Origin of the sequence: Clostridium senegalense JC122, from assembly GCF_000285575.1 — a bacterium.
GTDB lineage: Bacteria > Bacillota > Clostridia > Clostridiales > Clostridiaceae > Clostridium_J > Clostridium_J senegalense.
In genome coordinates, this window is record NZ_HE611050.1 from 1,524,764 (window position 1) to 1,543,625 (window position 18,862).

The window sequence follows — 18,862 nt, forward strand, 5'->3', positions numbered from 1 at the left end:
AAAATTTTGTCCTTAAATTAATTATTTGGAAAAAATTTCGGACAATTTGAATGTTAGCATATGAATTTGTTTCAGTCAATTAAATTTATACTATAAAATTTTCTGAATATACACATCTCGTTCATTATTTATTAAATTTTATATACTTATCGCTATTTTACTATATTTATTATATTTCATCAATTCTCTAATTCTATATTTATTTATATTGTCAAATTTTATATATTGCAATTTTTTTGTTGCCTTTATTCTTTTATCTGTTTTTTAATTTAATTAATTTTATTAATCTTTTATTAATTTTCTTTAAACATTTAATTAATTTGTTTTTATATTTTTTATCATTTTTTTATTTAATTTAATATTAATAAAAAATATATTTTTTAATGAATATTTTCTATTGAAATTACTAATTCTATATTTGTGAAAGATTTTAATTTAAAATATGGAGGTGTTAATTTTGTATATGTATGAAATTGATAGTCCTTTAAATAGTAATGATTTAAAACATCCATCTAATTTAGTAGAAAATGACCCTAATAGTACTTCTAAATCTGCACTTAATCCAAAATTTGATTTAGATTATAAAAGAACTGTAGACTTTACTAATGCAAATGGTGAAGATATTACACATTTTAAACACAATGTAGTAAAAACAGGTTCTTATGACTCTCAATAACTTTTTTACAATTGCCAGTGTTTATGCTCTTTACTCTGTAATTGAGCAATTTATCTTATAAAATACCTCTAGCCCTCATTATTTATAATGAGGGCTATAATTTTTAATTAATTATTTTTTTAATTATTTTCTCAAACTTATTAATTTTATCTATACATTCTTTTTCTGATGCTCCCGTTGCAGATAAATAAAATTTAATTTTAGGCTCAGTACCGGAAGGCCTAACTACAATCCAAGAACCATCCTTTAATATAAATTTTAGTACTTTAGCTTTAGGTAAAAATAATTTTTCACATTTTTTATATTTTATAATTTCCCTTTCGCCATTTTCGTAATTTTCTAATATTTCAACTTCCATATTATTTTCTTTAACTATATAATAAAACTTATCTTTAAATTCCCTTATTATAGACTCTATTTTTTCTTTTCCTTTTATACCTTTAAATTCAAAGGATAATAGCTTTTCTTTATTATACCCATATTTTTCATATATGTTTTTTAGTTTCTGATGTAATGTTAATCCTTTAAGTTTATAATACAATGTCATTTCGCAAATAATTGATAAAGCAATAACTGCATCTTTATCTCTAACAAAATCACCCATTAAGTATCCATAACTTTCCTCAAATCCTAGTAGAAAATTTTTATCTTTATTTTTCTCTATTAACTCCCCAATATATTTAAAACCTGTAAGCACTTCTAAAACATCAAATTGAAAATCGTTTTTAAACTTTTTCACCATATCCGTACTTACTATAGTTTTTACTATAATAGAATTTTTTAAAAGCTTATCCTTTTCCTTTAGACTGCTTAATATATAATAACTTAAAAGTACTCCAACTTCATTTCCTGTTAAAATTTTATAGTCACCTGTGAAGTCTTTTGCCATAACACCAATTCTATCACAATCAGGATCAGTAGCTAATATTATATCTGCATTCCTTTCTTTTGCAATTTCAATTCCTAATTTAAATACTTCAGGCTGTTCTGGATTAGGATAAGGTACAGTAGGAAAATTTCCATCTGGTTTTTCCTGCTTTTTTACCACCTGAAATGTATAATTTAAATCCTTCATAATTGAAATTATAGGTTTTCTTCCTGTGCCATGAAGTGGAGTATATACGATGTTTAAATTTGTTCCATATTTCTTTATTATATCTTTTCTAATTAATATACCTTTAACCTTATTTAGGTAATTTAATATAAATTCCTCACCTATTTCTTCTACAAGACATTCTTTTTCTGACTGAGTTTTATATAATCCTTTTATACTTTTAAATTCTTCAATAACACTAATTTCTTCAAGTATGTTCTTAGCAATATTATCTGTAACTTGAACCCCTTTGTCATCATATACCTTATATCCATTATATTCTTTAGGATTATGAGATGCTGTTATTACTATTCCACCATTACACTTTAATTCTCTTACTGCAAAAGATAATATAGGTGTAGGTGTTAACTCTTTAAATATATATGCTTTTATACCATTGCTTGCCAATATATTAGCTGCACATATAGCAAATTCTTTGGAGTTGTTTCTAGAGTCATATGCAATAGCCACAGAAATATTACTTTTATACTTTTTTATTAGGTAATTAGAAAAACCTTCTGTTGCTTTACCTACAGTATATTTATTTAATCTATTAGTTCCGCTTCCCATTATACCTCTAAGTCCACCAGTTCCAAATTCCAATTCTTTATGAAATCTATCTTCTATTTCATCTTCATCTATATTTATAAGCTCTTTTTTGCTTAATTCGTCTATAATTTCACAACTCATCCATGAATCATATCTTGTTTTATAATCATTTTTCATTCATTTTCTCCTTTCTTACCTTATACATAATCAAATAAATAATAAACTCAGTATTATCATAAATTTTTATTCTCTTATTTCTTTTTATATGACTTAAAAAACATGTGCTAATTTGAATCAAGTTTTTTACACTTAATATAAGTTATGCAAATGTATAGAATGCAAACTTTTAAATAGCACATGTCATAATATTAATATATGTAATTATATTAGAAAATTTCGTTTAATTTTACTCTTCTATTTTCTCTTCTATTTCCTCTTCTTCATTCTTATCTTCAGATACAAATTCTAAGTTATCTTCTGCTAATTTCCCACCAGTTTTTTTAAGTAAAGCGAATATTTCTTCATCATTAAGATGTTCAGAAGCTAATCTTTCTTTAAACTCTGTAAAAAGTTCTTCTTTAAAATACTCAGCATTTATTCTTGGGAAATTAGATAATGCTTCAAATCCAAATTCTTTAGCTTTATTAACGCCTTCAATATTATACTTAAAATAATATTTAGTTTCTTTTTTTAACATTTCTCCAACTTTTATTTTTTCACCACTATTATTAAACATTAAAATTAACTTTTCATATGTATTTTTCATATAACTAACTCCTTTATATATGACTTTTATATTTATTATATATAAGATAATATACTTAAACCACAATATCTAACATTTATATATTATATATTATTCTAATATCTATTGCACAATTAATGCAATACAAACTTTCTATAACTTTTACATTTACCTTATATAAAAATCCCTTTTAAGCTATGTATAAGAAAAATGGAGACTAATTCTCCACTTTTCCTATTTCACAAACTCTTCTAGCTTATCAAGTGCAACTTCTGGATTTAAGTAAAACTCACTACTTCTTAATTTATAAAATCTCCATCCAACACGCTCTAATGTATGTTGTCTTTGCAAAGTTTCTTTCCAAGAATATTTATCACTTCTTTTTCCACCTACACACTCTACTGCTATGCGTTTTTCTGCATCTACCATAAAATCTATATTATATTTTCCAACTTTAACTTTTGGCATCACCTTAAAACTATTTTTTTCTAATTTTTTTAATACATCTTCTTCAAAGTCACTCAATATTATATTATTGCTATAATTAGCATTATTATGCTTTTTATAATTCATACAATAATCTAAAAGCTTATATCTTATACACTTCGAATTTAAATCTTCTAAATCTACAGAATGGAATAGCCACATTTGATTTCTAGCTCTACTTGCAGCTACATTAAATCTTCTAATATCAGATTCTTTTGCAAGTGTATTATATTTAACATTGTTTGCAATAACTAATGATAAAAATATAACATCTCTTTCATCACCCTGGAATGAATAAGCATCTCCACAAACAATATTTCTTTTTACCATTTCTTCCATTCCAATTCGTTCAACTAGTAAATTTTCAATAACCTCAGCTTGAGTATCTCCTAATAAAGATATGACCCCTATGGTCATATTTTCATAATTCTTATCATTTATACATTCTTCTATTTTATCAACTATAGCATATGCCTCTTTTAAATTTATAGACTTTTTATCATCCCTAAATGCTTCATCTACCTTAGTAGTTTTTAATGGTTCTTTTAATGGGTTATCATTTTTACTACATCTTAATGGAATTATTTCATTAGAGTATGAAATTCCATTACTAAATCCTATTATATCCTCAACACTTCTAAAATGCTCTTTTAAAACTAATCTGTTTGGAAATACTCTTAATGCAGTTGTATACAAACTTGTTTTTAAATCAAACCACTGTGAATCTGGTATGCCTTTTAAATATGTTTCTATAAGTTTTTCTACGGTTTCTGCATCTTTTCCTATAGCCTCTGGACTTATCTGTTTTTCATCTCCAACAATGACCGCTCTTTCTGCCCTCATAAGTGTTGTTAATGCTGTTATATCACTTTGACTGCTTTCATCAACAATTATTACATCAAATAAATTTTCATTTACCTGTAAATTTTCTATAACTCTATTAATTGGCATTATCCATACTGGAATAACATCTTTACACTTTTCCATTTCTTTTTGAGCCATTTTTCTATATTTTATAGCTTGCGCTCCAGTTCCTTTACCAATTCTTTTTATAGATTCCATCCATGCGAAAAGACTTCTTTTTTGAGATTCAGTAGTTCTTTGTATTTGATTATACCAGCTTTGCTTACTAACAATTTCTTTTACCAGGTTATTTTCTATTATTTTTTCTTGGTGCAGATTTTTTTCTAACTTCATAATATCATTAACATGCATCATGATTACATAATCATAGAAAACCTTGTACTTAAATGCATCATGAAACTTCACAAACTCATTCTTTAAAGTATCCCCTCTTAACGCAAACATATATTTAGTAACTTTAGGACATACCTTTAACATTTTATCTCTAAGCAATATAAGTTTGTCCAATCTATATGCATTAGTTCTTAAATAAGAAACTCTTTCATTATATGTCTTTATAAATCTTACATTACCTTTTTCTATATTATTTGATAGTTCCTCAAAAACACTATACTTTCTTAGTTCTTTTAATATATTATTTATTTCATTTTTTATAGAGTTTATATTTTTTACTGAACGTAAACTTATTAGTGATTCTTTTATATAACTAAAAGTATCTTTATTATATAAATCTATTTCTTTACTAAAATGTTTTGCTTTTAATAAATTTAATATTTTATCTTTATAGTTAGAATCCCAATTTGTAACTATTTCTATATTCTGTATTACATCTTCTACTTTAACTATATAATTTTTTTCATTGATATCCAAAGTTTCTCCATCTAATTCTGTAATACCATTGTTAAAATAATTTTTAAAGTCACGTTCTAATTCATTAAGCTTTATATACATATTTATTATTTCTACTTGTTCTTTTGATGTTATATTATTGTAATTTACTTTTATATCTTCCAATATATACTTAACATTTCCATGTAACATCTTAAAAAAAGTTGTTACTTTTCCCTTTTCATTGATAACTTTATCTACATATTTAAAATCTTTTTTGAACTTATCAAAATCTAAGTCTGATGGTAATTCTATACTACTCTTGTTTAATTCAACTTTTAAATTTGATATTTCGCTAATTTGTTCTTTGCAATGCTTTAAAAAACTATCCCAAAACTCTTTAGAAGTATCACTGCCATGATAAACTTTCATAAGTTTTGCAATATAAGTGTCTTCTATTTCACATAAAGTTTTATAACCCTCATCTAATAAATTAATTAAATGACTATTATTATAGCTAGTTATATCTTTATCACTCCAATTAGCTAAAACTTTATTATGATGTTCTATATTAACTACTTCTTTTATATACTGAGTCATAAGTTTTATTACAATTTCTAAGTTAGGAAGTTTTGAAATATTCCCTTTTATACCTTCGTAAAACTCTAAATCATTATTATCAAAAGTTTCCAAAAGCTGTATAACGTTATTTAACTCATCCTCATTTATTGGAGGATGATCTTTTATACAAAGATTATCATCAATATAATTTAAATCCTCATGTTCTCTAATATACTGAGCCATATCCATTAAAGTATATTTATCCCCATTATATTCAATGGTTAAGTTTTCATTTTCTTCTATTTTCTTTAGCTCTTCATATATTGCCTCTTGATTAGCCCTGCACTCTTTCAATTTATATCTTAAAAACTTAAATTGTTTTTTTAATTCCAATGTATCTAAAGATAAATTTTCTGTTATTTTCCTTACAGAATTATCAAGTTCATCCATAGCTTTAGCATCATCACCTAAAATACTCATACATAATGACCTTATTTCATTAGGAATTTTATTGTTTAAAACCCTAAGAGCTCTATCCGTTTGACTTGTTACTAATACCCTTTTTCCATGAGCTAATAAATGACAAATTAAATTTACTATAGTATGACTTTTTCCTGTTCCCGGAGGACCTTGAACCACAACCCCAAAGTTCTCTGAAATCCTTTTTACAATATCTTTTTGTTCCTCATTATACGGTAGTGGGAATAGCAAATCTTCTCCTAATTCACTCCATTTTTCAACAGCTAAATCATCTTCCTTTAATTCTTCATTTTTTACCAAAGCCTCTATAGTCTTAGGTATTACACCACCATTTTTTATATGTTGAATCATAGAATTTAATTCTACATTCCAAAGTCTTGTATCAACTTTTCTAAAAATAATGATTGGTTCATTGTAAAAGAATAATCCTTCTTTATAATTTATATCTAAAAGAGAAGTAAACTTACCATAATTGCCATCAAAATCTATTTTAAGAGAATCTGATATATACTTTATACCCTTTATAACATCGTCATCACTTTTTACGTCAATTCCTAAGTTTTTTAATTCTACTGAATTCTTAATTACATTTTCAAGTGATATATTATTTATGTCAGTTAAAAAATCAAGTTCAGCATTAGCAATATTATTATATGGCTTTAAAGTGAATTTACTATTTTTTTCATCAAAATTTAATGTCATTTTTGTAGTTAGTATAGGGTGATTCACATTAACATCATCAATATTTCCTACAAGTAATCCGTGACCATAAACTATTTCTAAATTCTCACCATTTTTCTGTAATTTTAAATATATTTTAGAAAATTTATCATATAATTCTTTGTTAATTTTTTCTATTTCAACCCAATTTTCATCAACTTCACTATTTAACTTAACTCCTAATAAATCTGATAAACTAGACTCAAAAAATATTTCTTCATATTCATTTACATTTCTTATTTTTTATCATTAATATTTTTCACACTAAGAAGATATGTAAATATTTGCTCTACTTTTTTATTTATATCCAAATTTTACCCCTCCATATTTTTATATTAACTTATCATAAATTTTCCTATTATTTATATTTTCAGTTACATTACAAAATTTAACTTAGAGTTTTATTTTTTTATTAAGTAATATTTTTCAGGTTAAATGAAAATATATAGTGATTGTTTTTTATGGTGATTAATTATTTTTTATCAAAAAACTTAATTTTGAAGCCTAACTTTTTATTTTGAAAATTGCTTTTAGATATCTTATTATTGTTTAACTCTTATCCCTTATTATAGTTTATACTAGTATTTTACACAATAAATTACTTTTTCCATATATAAATATGGCTAGACTTCTTAAGAGTACTTTATAAACACTAATTTTTTATCTTATTTTGTTATTTTTTAGTTCTTTTTAGGAAATTGTTTGTTTTTAATATAAATATATTTTACATTATGTATTTTTTTTACAATTACTTAGTTTATACTAAACCTTTCTGAAAAATGTTCTAAATAATTCATATTTTTTTAATTTTTGCAAGTTAAGTTGGATATTTTTTTAACATTTTGTAGTATAATAATATTGCAACGTAAACATTTACTATATATATTAAATTTTTTCTATAAACAACCATTGGACAGTACATATATTACTTAAAACGTTATTAATTTTTAAATGATATTTTAACAATTAAATTTTATTATTTATTACATAATTTAATTGACATAACTATTTTTTTACTGAAAGGTATTTTATTTACCTCACTTTACAACTTAAAATTATATGAATTAAAGGGGATGCTCATATGTTTATATTTGAAACACAGTTAAAAAAAGTTAAACACAATGTTTTAAAGAGTGTTGCAATTTTAGCTAAAGAAGATAGACTAACGACAGAAGAATTAAGTAAAATTCATGAAACTATAGTGGATGAAGATAAACCACAATATAGATGTTGTGTTTATAAAGAAAGAGTAATTGTTGGTCAACGTGCTAAACTAGCAGCTGGTTACTTACCTAAAGGAGATGATATGAATCATCTTGAAGATATAAAAAACAGAGATCAAGTTATATATGTTGTTGAAGCCGCTTGTGATAAATGTCCAATAAATAAATATACAGTTACTGAAGCCTGTAGAGGCTGCGTTGCACATAAATGCATGGAAGTTTGTCCAACTAAAGCAATGGTACGAGTTAATGGAAAAGCTTTTATAAACCAAGAACTTTGTAAAGAATGTGGATTATGCAAAAAACAATGTCCATACCATGCTATTTCTGAAGTTCTAAGACCTTGTAAAGTTGTATGTCCTACTGGTGCTCTTTCAGTAGCGGAGGATAGACGAGCTTTAATTAAGGAAGAACTTTGTATTGAATGTGGTGCATGTATGAAAGCTTGCCCTTTTGGTGCAATCTCTGATAAAAGCTTGATTGAACCTGTAGCAAGAAGACTTGCAAACAAAGAAAATCTTTATGCTGTAGTCGCACCTGCAATTGCTGGTCAATTCGGACCTAATGTAACTTTAGGACAAATTAAAGCTGCACTTATTAATGTAGGGTTTAAAGATATGTATGAAGCTGCTTGTGGTGCAGATATCGTAACAATAAACGAAAGTAATGAATTTGTTCATAGAATGAACAATGGTAGCAAGTATATGACTAATTCTTGTTGTCCAGCTTTCTTAACGTATATAAATAAAAAATTTCCTAAAGAATCTATAAATATATCATCAACAGTTTCACCTATGATAGCTACAGGAAAGTATATAAAATCTATAGACCCTGAAGCTAAAATAGTTTTTATTGGACCTTGTACAGCAAAAAAAGCAGAAATGCGTAGAGATGATGTTAAAGACATAATAGATTATGTTTTAACTTTTGAAGAAATTTCTGCTCTCTTAGATGCTTTTAATATGGATCCTGAGAACTGTGAAACTCTACCAGCTGATGATGCTTCAATTTACGGCCGTGGCTTTGCAGCTGGTGGTGGATTAACTTCTGCTATTGAAAATTATATAAAAACTGAAAGTATTGATGTTCAATTTAAGCCAATAAAAGTAAGTGGACCTTTTGATATAAAGAAAACTATGACTATGGCTAGTATAGGTAGACTTCAAGGCAATTTCATAGAAGGCATGATGTGCGAAGGTGGTTGCGTTGGTGGTGCTGCTACTGTATTACCTCCACTTTCTACTAGAGCAACTTTTGCTAAAGAAAATGCAAAATCTACACATAAAGCAGTAATTGATAATCCTAAAATTGATGATTATAAAGATTTAGATTTAGAAAGAGATTTATCTGAATAAAAAAAAAGAGGCTTTGCCTCTTTTTTTATTTACATGAGTTTCTTTCAACTATTTCATATGGTAAAACAAATTCTTTAGTATCAATTTCATCTTTATTTAAAATTTTAATTAAAGCTCTCATACTTAAAGAACCCATATCATATAGTGGTTGAGATACTGTTGTTAAAGTTGGATAATACATAGCTGCTAAATCTGTATCATTAAATCCCATAACACTTACTTCATCTGGCACCTTTATATTTTTTTCCCTTAGCGCATTTATAGCACCGACTGCAACTTCATCACTGCTACAAAAAATAGCATCAAAAGAATGTTTACTTAATATTTCATTTGTACCTTTAAATCCTTCTTGCGCATTCAAGGATGAAAAATATACTAAATTATCATCATACTCTAGATTTTCTTCAACAGCTTTTTTGTATCCTTCAAAAAATTGTTTGTAATTTCCTCCATACATTTCAGGGAAAAATCCAATATAAGCTATTTTTTTATTACCTTTTTCTATAAGATATTTTGTTGCATCATATGCAGCTTGAAATATATCTATAGTTACACTTGGATATTTTTTTTGAGAATCCTCTGTTCCGACAGTTACTACAGGTATTTCTAGTTCATTTATAAAGTCTTCTACTTCTTTCACAAGAGCATTTCCCATATATAATATACCGTCCACCATCTTCTCTTTTAACATTCTAAAACTGTCTTTTTCTTTTTCTATATCCAAATCTGTATTACATAACATTATATTGTAGTTATATATATTAGCAACATCTTCTGCTCCCCTAACAACCTCTGGGAAAATATCACTTGCTATATCTGGAATTATGATCCCTATAGTACTGGATTTATGAGTCTTTAAGCTCCTAGCTAAGATGTTAGGTCTATAGCCTAATTTATCTATAGCATCTAGCACTTTTTTCTTAGTATCCTCATTAACCACATTTATACCATTTAATACTCTAGAAACAGTTGCTATTGATACTCCCGCTTCTTTAGCTACATCTTTTATTGAAGCCGCCACATTAATCACTCCTATTATAAATTAAACTTACTATCTATAGTAAGTTATACTTGTGCAATTTACAATAGTTTTTCCCTATAAATTAAAATATATGTTATAAATCAACAATATGTTTGTATTCTTTTAAATATAAATTAAATTTTCTAACAATTAACCTTGTTTTTGTTGGAACATTCACAGAATTTCCAACATTTTTATACAAATGTAATAATCAAAAAATATTAATAATAATGGTATCAATATCAACTTTAAAGATTCTTTCGCTATAACCTTTTTATTATTCAATTTAATAATTTTTCCTTCATCTAAATTTTCATTTTCCTCTAAGTTTATTTTAATAATTTTACTATTAATATTATTTCTCCAAAATACAAAAAACATAATTATTATAGGTAAGTTAAATAAAACTATTATATAAAATATATTTTTATCCCAAACCATAAAATCCTCCTAAATAGAATAAATTTAATATTAATATATTTTATTTTTAACTCCTATATTCTATATATTTTATACTAACTTAAAATTTAAAGGAGAGTATCTCCTAAAATAATAAATATTATTTTAAATACTCTCCTAAAATATACTATAGTTTTTCAACTGTAAGTTTTAAATTTTCTCCATTAACTTTAACTTCTTGATAGTTTGCATTTCCACCATAAACAATCTCTACTGCAAGAGTATCTTTTGCTATTTGTTCTTCAAACTTCTTAATTATATTCTCTAACATTTCATTTCCTGTAACATAGATATTAATTTTATCTGCAACTTCAAAACCATTTTCTTTTCTCATGTTTTGAATTTTACTTAATATCTCTCTTACATGACCTTCTTCTCTAAGTTCTTGAGTAATTGTAGTATCTAAAACTACTCCCATTTCACCTTCACCAGCAAATGCATATCCCTCAAGACCTTGCATTGTTATTAATAATTTTTCACTATTTAATTCTATATCTGTTCCATTAACTTCTATATTTACAGTGTTTCCATTATTTATAGTTTGTGCAAGTTCCATTTGGTTCATTTCGCCAATAGCTTTTCTTATTCCTGGTATTAATTTACCATAAGCCTTTCCTAGTACAGGAAGATTTGGTTTTATTTCAAAGTTAACATATTTAGAAAGGTCTGCACCTAGCTCTACTTCTTTTATATTAAGCTCATCTTTAACTATATCTCCATAATACTCTGGAAGAGACTTTGCAGAAACTAACATTTTACCAAGTGGCTGTCTATTCTTTATGTTAGCTCCATTTCTTGCACTTCTTCCAAGCTTAACTATTGTATATGCTCTATCCATATCTTCTTCTAAATTAGCATCTACTAATTCAGCTTTGTATTCTGGCCATTTACATAAGTGAACACTTTCTGGTGCATTTTTATCAAATGCAACTACTAAGTTTTGATAGATTTCCTCAGTTACAAATGGTATAAATGGAGAAGCAATCTTAGCTAAAGTAGTTAACACTCTATAAAGTGTCATATATGCTCCTATTTTATCTTCTGTTAACTCTTCAACCCAGTATCTAGATCTATTTCTTCTTACATACCAATTTGAAAGTTCATCAACAAATTCTTCAAGCTCTTTAGCACCTTGTGTTATTCTATAATTTTCTAAATGTTCATCAGTAGATTTAATTAGTGAATTTAGCTTAGACATCATCCATTTGTCCATTACATTTTCAGATACAAAATCTTCGTATTTAGTTGGATCAAATTTATCTAACTCAGCATATAGAATATAGAAAGAGTATACATTCCATAATGTGCCTATGAATTTTCTTTGAGCTTCTATAACTGCCTCTTCATAGAATCTTGATGGTAACCATGGTGCACTAGCAGTGTAGAAATACCATCTTAAAGCATCTGCTCCTTGATTTTCTAATACAGTAAATGGACTTAATACATTTCCTTTATGTTTAGACATTTTTAATCCGTCTCTATCTAAAACGTGTCCAAGTACTATACAGTTTTCAAATGGATTCTTTTCAAATACTACTGTTGATATTGCAAGTAATGTATAGAACCATCCCCTTGTTTGGTCAACAGCTTCTGAAATAAATTGTGCTGGGAAATTCTCTTCAAATAATTCCTTATTTTCAAACGGATAATGGTGTTGAGCAAATGGCATTGAACCAGAGTCAAACCAACAATCTATAACTTCCTCTACTCTTGTCATTTCTTTAGAACAATGAGGGCAATTTAAATGCACATTATCTATATATGGCTTATGAAGTTCTATATCCTCTGGAACATTTATTCCCTTTTCCTTAAGTTCTGCAATGCTTCCTATCATTTCTCTATGTCCACATTCACATTCCCATATTGGAAGTGGAGTTCCCCAATATCTATTTCTTGAAATTCCCCAGTCAATAACACCTTCTAAGAAATTTCCCATTCTTCCTGTTCTAATATTGTCTGGCATCCAGTTTATTTTATTGTTGTTTTCTACCAATTTATCTCTAACAGCTGTCATTTTTACAAACCAGCTATCTCTTGGATAATAAAGAAGTGGAGTATCGCATCTCCAACAATGTGGATATGAGTGTAAGAATTTTTCACTCTTATAAAGTTTTCCCTCTTCTTTTAATGCATTAATTATTTTCTCATCTGCTTTTTTTACAAATATTCCAGCCCAAGGAGTTACTTTATCTACAAATTTACCTTCTGCATCAACTAAATTAATCATAGGTAATCCATATAACTGACCTATTTTACTATCGTCATCACCATATGCAGGTGCTATATGAACTATACCAGTACCATCTGTTAATGTTACATAATCTCCATGAACAATATAAAATGCTTTTTCATTTGGAGTTTCAAATGTGAACATTTGCTCATATTCTTTACCTAAAAGCTCTTCACCTTTAAATTCTCTAACTATTTCATATTCACCTTGTAATTTTCCTAATAATGATTTAGATAATATTATGTGTTCTTCTTCTTGAACAACTTCTACATAATCGTATTTTTTATTAACAGCTAAAGCAACGTTACTTGGTAATGTCCAAGGTGTTGTTGTCCAAACTAAAACATACTTATCTTCATTTTTAAGTTTAAATTTAACATATACAGAACTGTCTTTTACATCTTTATATCCTTGTGCAACTTCATGTGAAGATAGTGTAGTTCCACATCTAGGACAATATGGCATTATTTTAAAACCTTTGTATATTAACTCTTTATCCCACATTTGTTTTAATGCCCACCAAACAGACTCTATATAATTGTTATGGAAAGTTACATAAGGAGTATCCATGTCTACCCAATAAGCTAATCTTTCAGACATTTGTCTCCACATTTCAACATATGTAAAAACACTTTCCTTACACTGTTTAACGAAGTCTTCTACCCCGTATTTTTCTATTTGTGGTTTTCCTGATATCCCAAGTTTTTTCTCTATTTCAAGTTCAACTGGAAGTCCATGAGTATCCCATCCAGCTTTTCTTAAAACTTTATATCCCTTCATAACTTTATATCTTGGAATTATATCTTTCATAACTCTTGTTAAAACGTGACCTACATGTGGTTTCCCGTTTGCTGTTGGAGGTCCATCATAAAAAGTAAAATACTCTCCATCTTCATTTGAATCAAAGTTCTTTTGAATTACATTTTTTTCTTCCCAAAGTTTTAATACATCTTTTTCTAAATCCATAAAACTTTTAGAAGCATCGATTTTCTTATACATAGTGTTAGCTCCTTTCCTATACCTAATTTTATATAGTAAAACATAGAAGTTATACTTACATACTAATTTATATTAAATGTAAAAATAAAAAAACTCCGCCCTAAATAGGACGAAGATAACTTCGGTATACCACCTATGGTAAAACAATTCAAGTACAATTTAATACTCTATTCTTTAACGCAGAAATACGGATAAACTTACTAAAATTCAGTTTTCAGCTCCTAGGTGATTTTCATTTACCCATCACTGCAAGGTTCACACCATCCCTCACTCTCTTTAAGTTACATGATAAAATACTTTTCCTATTCGTAGCTTTTTAAAAAAATTTTTCAATTTTAAATAAATTATAGTACAGTACTTTTTTATTGTCAATTACATAAAACTCATATTAATCAAAAACTTAATGTTAATTTAAACTATACCTAATATTATGTAGCTAATTATACAATTTTATACATAAAATAAGGGTATTTTTATATCATTAATATTATAGTATACTTAGTATTATACTAAATATTACATAAGTTAGGAGTCGTTTATCATGGGAGAAAAAGTTAATTTAGCTGGTATCATACATGAAAGTTTAAACAATGGTCCTGGTATTAGACGTGTTCTATTTGCTCAAGGTTGTAAACATAACTGTAAGGAATGCTTCAACCCACATACTCATGGTTTTGGTTGTGGAACAGACTATAAGCTAGATACTATAGTTGAAGACATAAATAGAAACCCACTTATAAGTGGTGTAACATTTAGTGGCGGTGACCCCTTAGAACAAGCAAATGCTTTTGCTAAGATTGCTAAGGAAATAAAAAAAACTAATAAAAATGTTTGGTGTTATACAGGGTATACATTTGAGTATATTGTGAAAAATTTCGAAAAAAATCCTGATTGGAATGAACTACTTAATAATATTGATGTTTTAGTTGATGGAAAATTTGATCAGTCAAAGAAAGATGACGATTTAAAATATAGAGGTTCAAGCAATCAAAGAATAATAAATGTAAAAGAAAGTTTAAATAAAAATAAAGTAGTAGAGCTTAAATTAGATTAATATAAGCCTCTACTACAGGTTTTTTTGACTAGTAATCTATTTTTTCTCTTAAATTACTATCTAGGAGAGTGTTAACACTAGCACTTTCTTTTTATTTTCTTCTATATATTCCTCAACATTTATTGAACAATCATTAACCTTTTCTCCAATTTTCATATGTGTTAAAAAATTTTCTACTCCATCTAATTCAAAAGTTAATTGTGGAGTTTTGTAATGCATAGGTATAGTTATTTTACTATTTATCATTTTTGATAATTTAGCACCTTCTTTTCCACCTAATGTATAGTTATCACCAACTGGAATTAAAAGCACATCTACATCTCCTATAAGATCTATATCTTCCGCTGTTAATAAATGTCCTAAATCACCTAGATGACAAATTTTTATTCCATCGCACTCTATTTTAAAAATAGTATTTTCTCCACGTTTTGCACCTTTAACTTCATCATGAAATGATGGAAAACCTTGTATTGATACACCTTTAAAATCAAAGGACTTTGGTGTGCGCACTATTTCTGAGTAATCACTAAAAAACTTAGTATAGTTATGATCAAAATGCTCATGACTTACAGTTACAATATCAACCTTTCCTTTATAAATAGGATACCCTACAGTTTCATCAAAGGGATCTGTAATAATTTTAATTCCATTATTTGTTTCAATTAAAAAACACGCATGCCCTAACCATGTTAAATTCATAAAAAAACCTCCAAAACATAATATATTCTTTAATTATATTCTATCAAAATATAGTTTCCTTAACTAATCTTATAATTATGCTATCCTGTAAAGATTGTAAAAATATCCTTTTACATTTATAAGGTTATAGAAATTTCCTTTTTCTATTATATTACCGTCTTTAATTACTATTATTTCATCATACTCTTTTAATATATCTTCATAAAGCCTATGTGTTATTACCACTCCTGTTATATCTTTCATATTTAATATTGTTTTTTCTATTTTATAAGAAGTTCTATTATCCAATGATGCTGTAGCTTCATCCAAAAATAATATGGGAGTTTTCTTTATAATAGCTCTTGCTATAGCTAATCTTTGTTTCTCTCCACCTGATAGTACTTTTCCATTTTCGCCTAATCTACTTTCTAATTTACATTCTAATTTCTCTATCACTTCTTTTAGACCCGAAATGTTAATAGCATCTTCTATTTCTTTTTCACTATATTCACCAAAAAGAGTAATATTCTCTCTTAGTGTTGCATCAAATATAAATACATTCTGATGTATCATGGTAGCTATTTTATATACATTATCAGTAGATATATTTTTTAAATTTTTTCCGTCAATATTTATATTCCCTTCATAATCTTCATAATACTTTAATATTATTTTTAATAATGTACTTTTCCCACAACCACTTGCTCCAACAATTGCATATTTTTTACCTTTTTCAAATTTTAAATTAACATCATTAAGAACTTTTTTATTTTTATAATATTGAAATGTTAATTTATCTATTATAATATTACTATCAAACGACTCCTTTTTAGTATATACTTTTTCATCTTTTTCAATTTTTATAATATCTGTTACTTTACAAGATATACTTTTTAATGATTTTATATTGTTTATAATACTAACGCTCTCAGCAATAGGATTAGCTACATTATTGCATAGTTGAACGCATGCAAGCATTGTCCCAATAGCTATTTTTTCTCTTATCACTAAATACATACCTAGTATTAAAACTACTGAAAATATATTTAATGCTACAAACATACTTATCACATCTATAATAGATTGATATACATTAAATCTATAATCATAATCTTGAGCCTGTGAATTCCAATTATCATATTCATTTTTTATTCTACTTTCCACATTAAAAGTTTTTATCACATCAAATCCATTAAAAGCATCTTTTATCTTTGATGTAAATATTTCTAATGAGTTAGAATATCTCAATTTCTTTTCACTTAATTTTTCTCCAAATATTTTAGGCATAATAAGCATTAATATACTTAATATAATAACAGCTATAGTTATTTCTTTACTTAATAAAAACATACTTATAGTTGCCAATATAAAACCCCAACTTACTTTGATTATTTTAAATATATTATTAAAATAATCATTTTTTATCATAATCATATCATTAGATAATATAGATATATATTTACCACTATTTTCATCATTAAAACTTTTTATATCTTTTTCTATGATTTTATAAAATATATCCCTTTTTAAATCTATCATTGTCTTTTTTATATACATTTCTTTAGAAATAACTTCAAGTACCCCAAATATAACTATACAAACAAGATAAATTATAAATATCTCTATTGAATATTTAAATTTTAATTTACTACCATTAACTGAACTATCTATAATGTATTTGAAAATAAAAGCTAGTAGTACATTTAATGTGGCCATTATTATACTCATAAAAATTGAAAAAGCTAATAATGCTTTGTTCCTAAATAAATATTTTTTCATACTCCACTCCTTAAAAAATTCATAATATATATTAGATATATATCTAATATAATTGTATTATATTGTTAGACTAATATCTAGTATATTATTAGATGTTAGTCTAATAATAAAACATTAATATTATTAAAATAAAAGAACTAGATTTTTATTTTTCATATAATCTAGTTCTTACTCCTCTATAAAAAAGTAATTTTAACAACCTGATAAATTAAATTCATTCTTTAAATAAAGTACTACTTCTTTTAACCTTTTTTTATTAAGCTTATAATATACTTTTGTATCACTTCTATCTAAAGTTACTAATCCTACAACACTTAATTGAGACATATGATGCGATACTGTAGCTGTTGTTAAATTTAATTTTTCTGCAATTTCTGTCCCATACATTTCTGATTTATTTAATAACTTAATTATATTTAGTTTACTTTTATCCCCCAAAACTTTCAAAATAGCATCATAATTTTTATAATTTGAATTTTTATCCCTAATTTTATCTATAAACTCTTTATGCTTAAAACCTATTCCTATTTCTAACTTATCACCAATAAGATTATATACAAAAGAAAAGAAATTAACAAAAAGAGGATATACTATTATTTCATCAAATTTCTCATAATTTATTATATCATTTATGCTCTTTAGGTAATCTAATCCATTTTCTCTTAATTTTTTTCAAATTCATCATTATATTTTACTTCTATTTTATTCATTTTTTCTAAATTTTTCTTATACACTTTTATATATTTTCTTATAATCTCGCAAAATTCTAAAACATATTTTTAGGTTCATTTGCAAATAAAATTAAATTCCATTTTTGCTCTGTAGTACATTGTATTGATTCTATAAATCCTATTTTATCTTCTTGAGACTTTAAAATCTTTTTCAATGTATTTAATTCAATATCTCTTTCCCCTATAATACTTTTAAAAACCTTTTCCACTAAATATACTTCATTTGAATCTTGTAAATCATTCAACAACACTTCTATATTATCTATATTGCCATATGAGCCTAGCAAACCATGAGCTATAGTATTAAAAGTTTCTGTATTTCTATTATATT

Annotated in this window: 13 protein-coding genes and 1 other annotated feature; of the genes, 3 read left to right on the forward strand and 10 right to left on the reverse strand. The window is 26.1% G+C overall.

The window, feature by feature from the left end; translation table 11 throughout:
• The first annotated feature begins 457 nt into the window (after positions 1–457).
• Positions 458–676: a hypothetical protein gene (locus tag CSGHG_RS07670; protein WP_010293861.1), complete on the forward strand. Its 219-nt coding sequence runs from the start codon at positions 458–460 to the stop codon at positions 674–676.
• A gap of 103 nt (positions 677–779) precedes the next feature.
• Here the strand turns inward: CSGHG_RS07670 and CSGHG_RS07675 are convergent, their stop codons facing one another.
• The 3 genes from CSGHG_RS07675 to CSGHG_RS20185 form a co-directional block, all read right to left on the reverse strand.
• Complete coding sequence (locus tag CSGHG_RS07675; RefSeq protein ID WP_010293863.1) at positions 780–2,495, reverse strand: phospho-sugar mutase; 1,716 nt, start codon at positions 2,493–2,495, stop codon at positions 780–782.
• Positions 2,496–2,724: 229 nt separating this feature from the next.
• Positions 2,725–3,084 carry a hypothetical protein gene (locus CSGHG_RS07685; protein WP_010293864.1) on the reverse strand — a complete coding sequence of 120 codons (360 nt, stop codon included), beginning with the start codon at positions 3,082–3,084 and terminating at the stop codon, positions 2,725–2,727.
• Positions 3,085–3,297: 213 nt separating this feature from the next.
• Positions 3,298–6,984 carry an AAA domain-containing protein gene (locus CSGHG_RS20185; protein WP_155844745.1) on the reverse strand — a complete coding sequence of 1,229 codons (3,687 nt, stop codon included), beginning with the start codon at positions 6,982–6,984 and terminating at the stop codon, positions 3,298–3,300.
• Positions 6,985–8,083: 1,099 nt separating this feature from the next.
• Here CSGHG_RS20185 and CSGHG_RS07695 point away from each other — a divergent pair.
• Positions 8,084–9,580 (forward strand): 4Fe-4S dicluster domain-containing protein, encoded by a 1,497-nt coding sequence (locus tag CSGHG_RS07695; protein ID WP_010293869.1) that lies wholly within the window; start codon positions 8,084–8,086, stop codon positions 9,578–9,580.
• Between the two features lie 25 nt (positions 9,581–9,605).
• On the opposite strand, the gene CSGHG_RS07700 is transcribed toward CSGHG_RS07695, so the two are convergent.
• The 3 genes from CSGHG_RS07700 to ileS all read right to left on the reverse strand — a co-directional run bounded on the left by CSGHG_RS07700 (position 9,606) and on the right by ileS (position 14,289).
• Positions 9,606–10,601 carry a LacI family DNA-binding transcriptional regulator gene (locus CSGHG_RS07700; RefSeq protein WP_010293870.1) on the reverse strand — a complete coding sequence of 332 codons (996 nt, stop codon included), beginning with the start codon at positions 10,599–10,601 and terminating at the stop codon, positions 9,606–9,608.
• Between the two features lie 174 nt (positions 10,602–10,775).
• Positions 10,776–11,042 (reverse strand): hypothetical protein, encoded by a 267-nt coding sequence (locus tag CSGHG_RS07705; RefSeq protein ID WP_010293872.1) that lies wholly within the window; start codon positions 11,040–11,042, stop codon positions 10,776–10,778.
• A gap of 145 nt (positions 11,043–11,187) precedes the next feature.
• Entirely contained in the window at positions 11,188–14,289 is a 3,102-nt protein-coding gene (gene ileS / locus CSGHG_RS07710) for an isoleucine--tRNA ligase (RefSeq protein ID WP_010293873.1), read from the reverse strand.
• 102 nt (positions 14,290–14,391) lie between these two features.
• Positions 14,392–14,608 (reverse strand) — a binding site (T-box leader).
• A gap of 222 nt (positions 14,609–14,830) precedes the next feature.
• On the opposite strand from ileS, the gene nrdG reads away from it, so the two are divergent.
• Positions 14,831–15,343, forward strand: a complete 513-nt coding sequence (nrdG, locus tag CSGHG_RS07715) for an anaerobic ribonucleoside-triphosphate reductase activating protein (protein WP_010293880.1) — start codon at positions 14,831–14,833, stop codon at positions 15,341–15,343.
• A gap of 60 nt (positions 15,344–15,403) precedes the next feature.
• On the opposite strand, the gene CSGHG_RS07720 is transcribed toward nrdG, so the two are convergent.
• The 4 genes from CSGHG_RS07720 to CSGHG_RS20195 form a co-directional block, all read right to left on the reverse strand.
• Positions 15,404–16,042, reverse strand: a complete 639-nt coding sequence (locus CSGHG_RS07720; RefSeq protein WP_010293881.1) for an MBL fold metallo-hydrolase — start codon at positions 16,040–16,042, stop codon at positions 15,404–15,406.
• A 75-nt stretch (positions 16,043–16,117) separates the two neighbouring features.
• A complete protein-coding gene (locus CSGHG_RS20190; RefSeq protein ID WP_010293883.1) occupies positions 16,118–17,800 on the reverse strand; it encodes an ABC transporter ATP-binding protein in 1,683 nt (560 codons plus the stop codon).
• A 192-nt stretch (positions 17,801–17,992) separates the two neighbouring features.
• Positions 17,993–18,247, reverse strand: coding sequence for an ArsR/SmtB family transcription factor (locus CSGHG_RS23585; RefSeq protein ID WP_010293884.1), 255 nt, complete (start codon positions 18,245–18,247; stop codon positions 17,993–17,995).
• A 319-nt stretch (positions 18,248–18,566) separates the two neighbouring features.
• The coding region (locus CSGHG_RS20195; protein WP_010293885.1) for a hypothetical protein at positions 18,567–18,862 on the reverse strand (296 nt) is incomplete at its 5' end.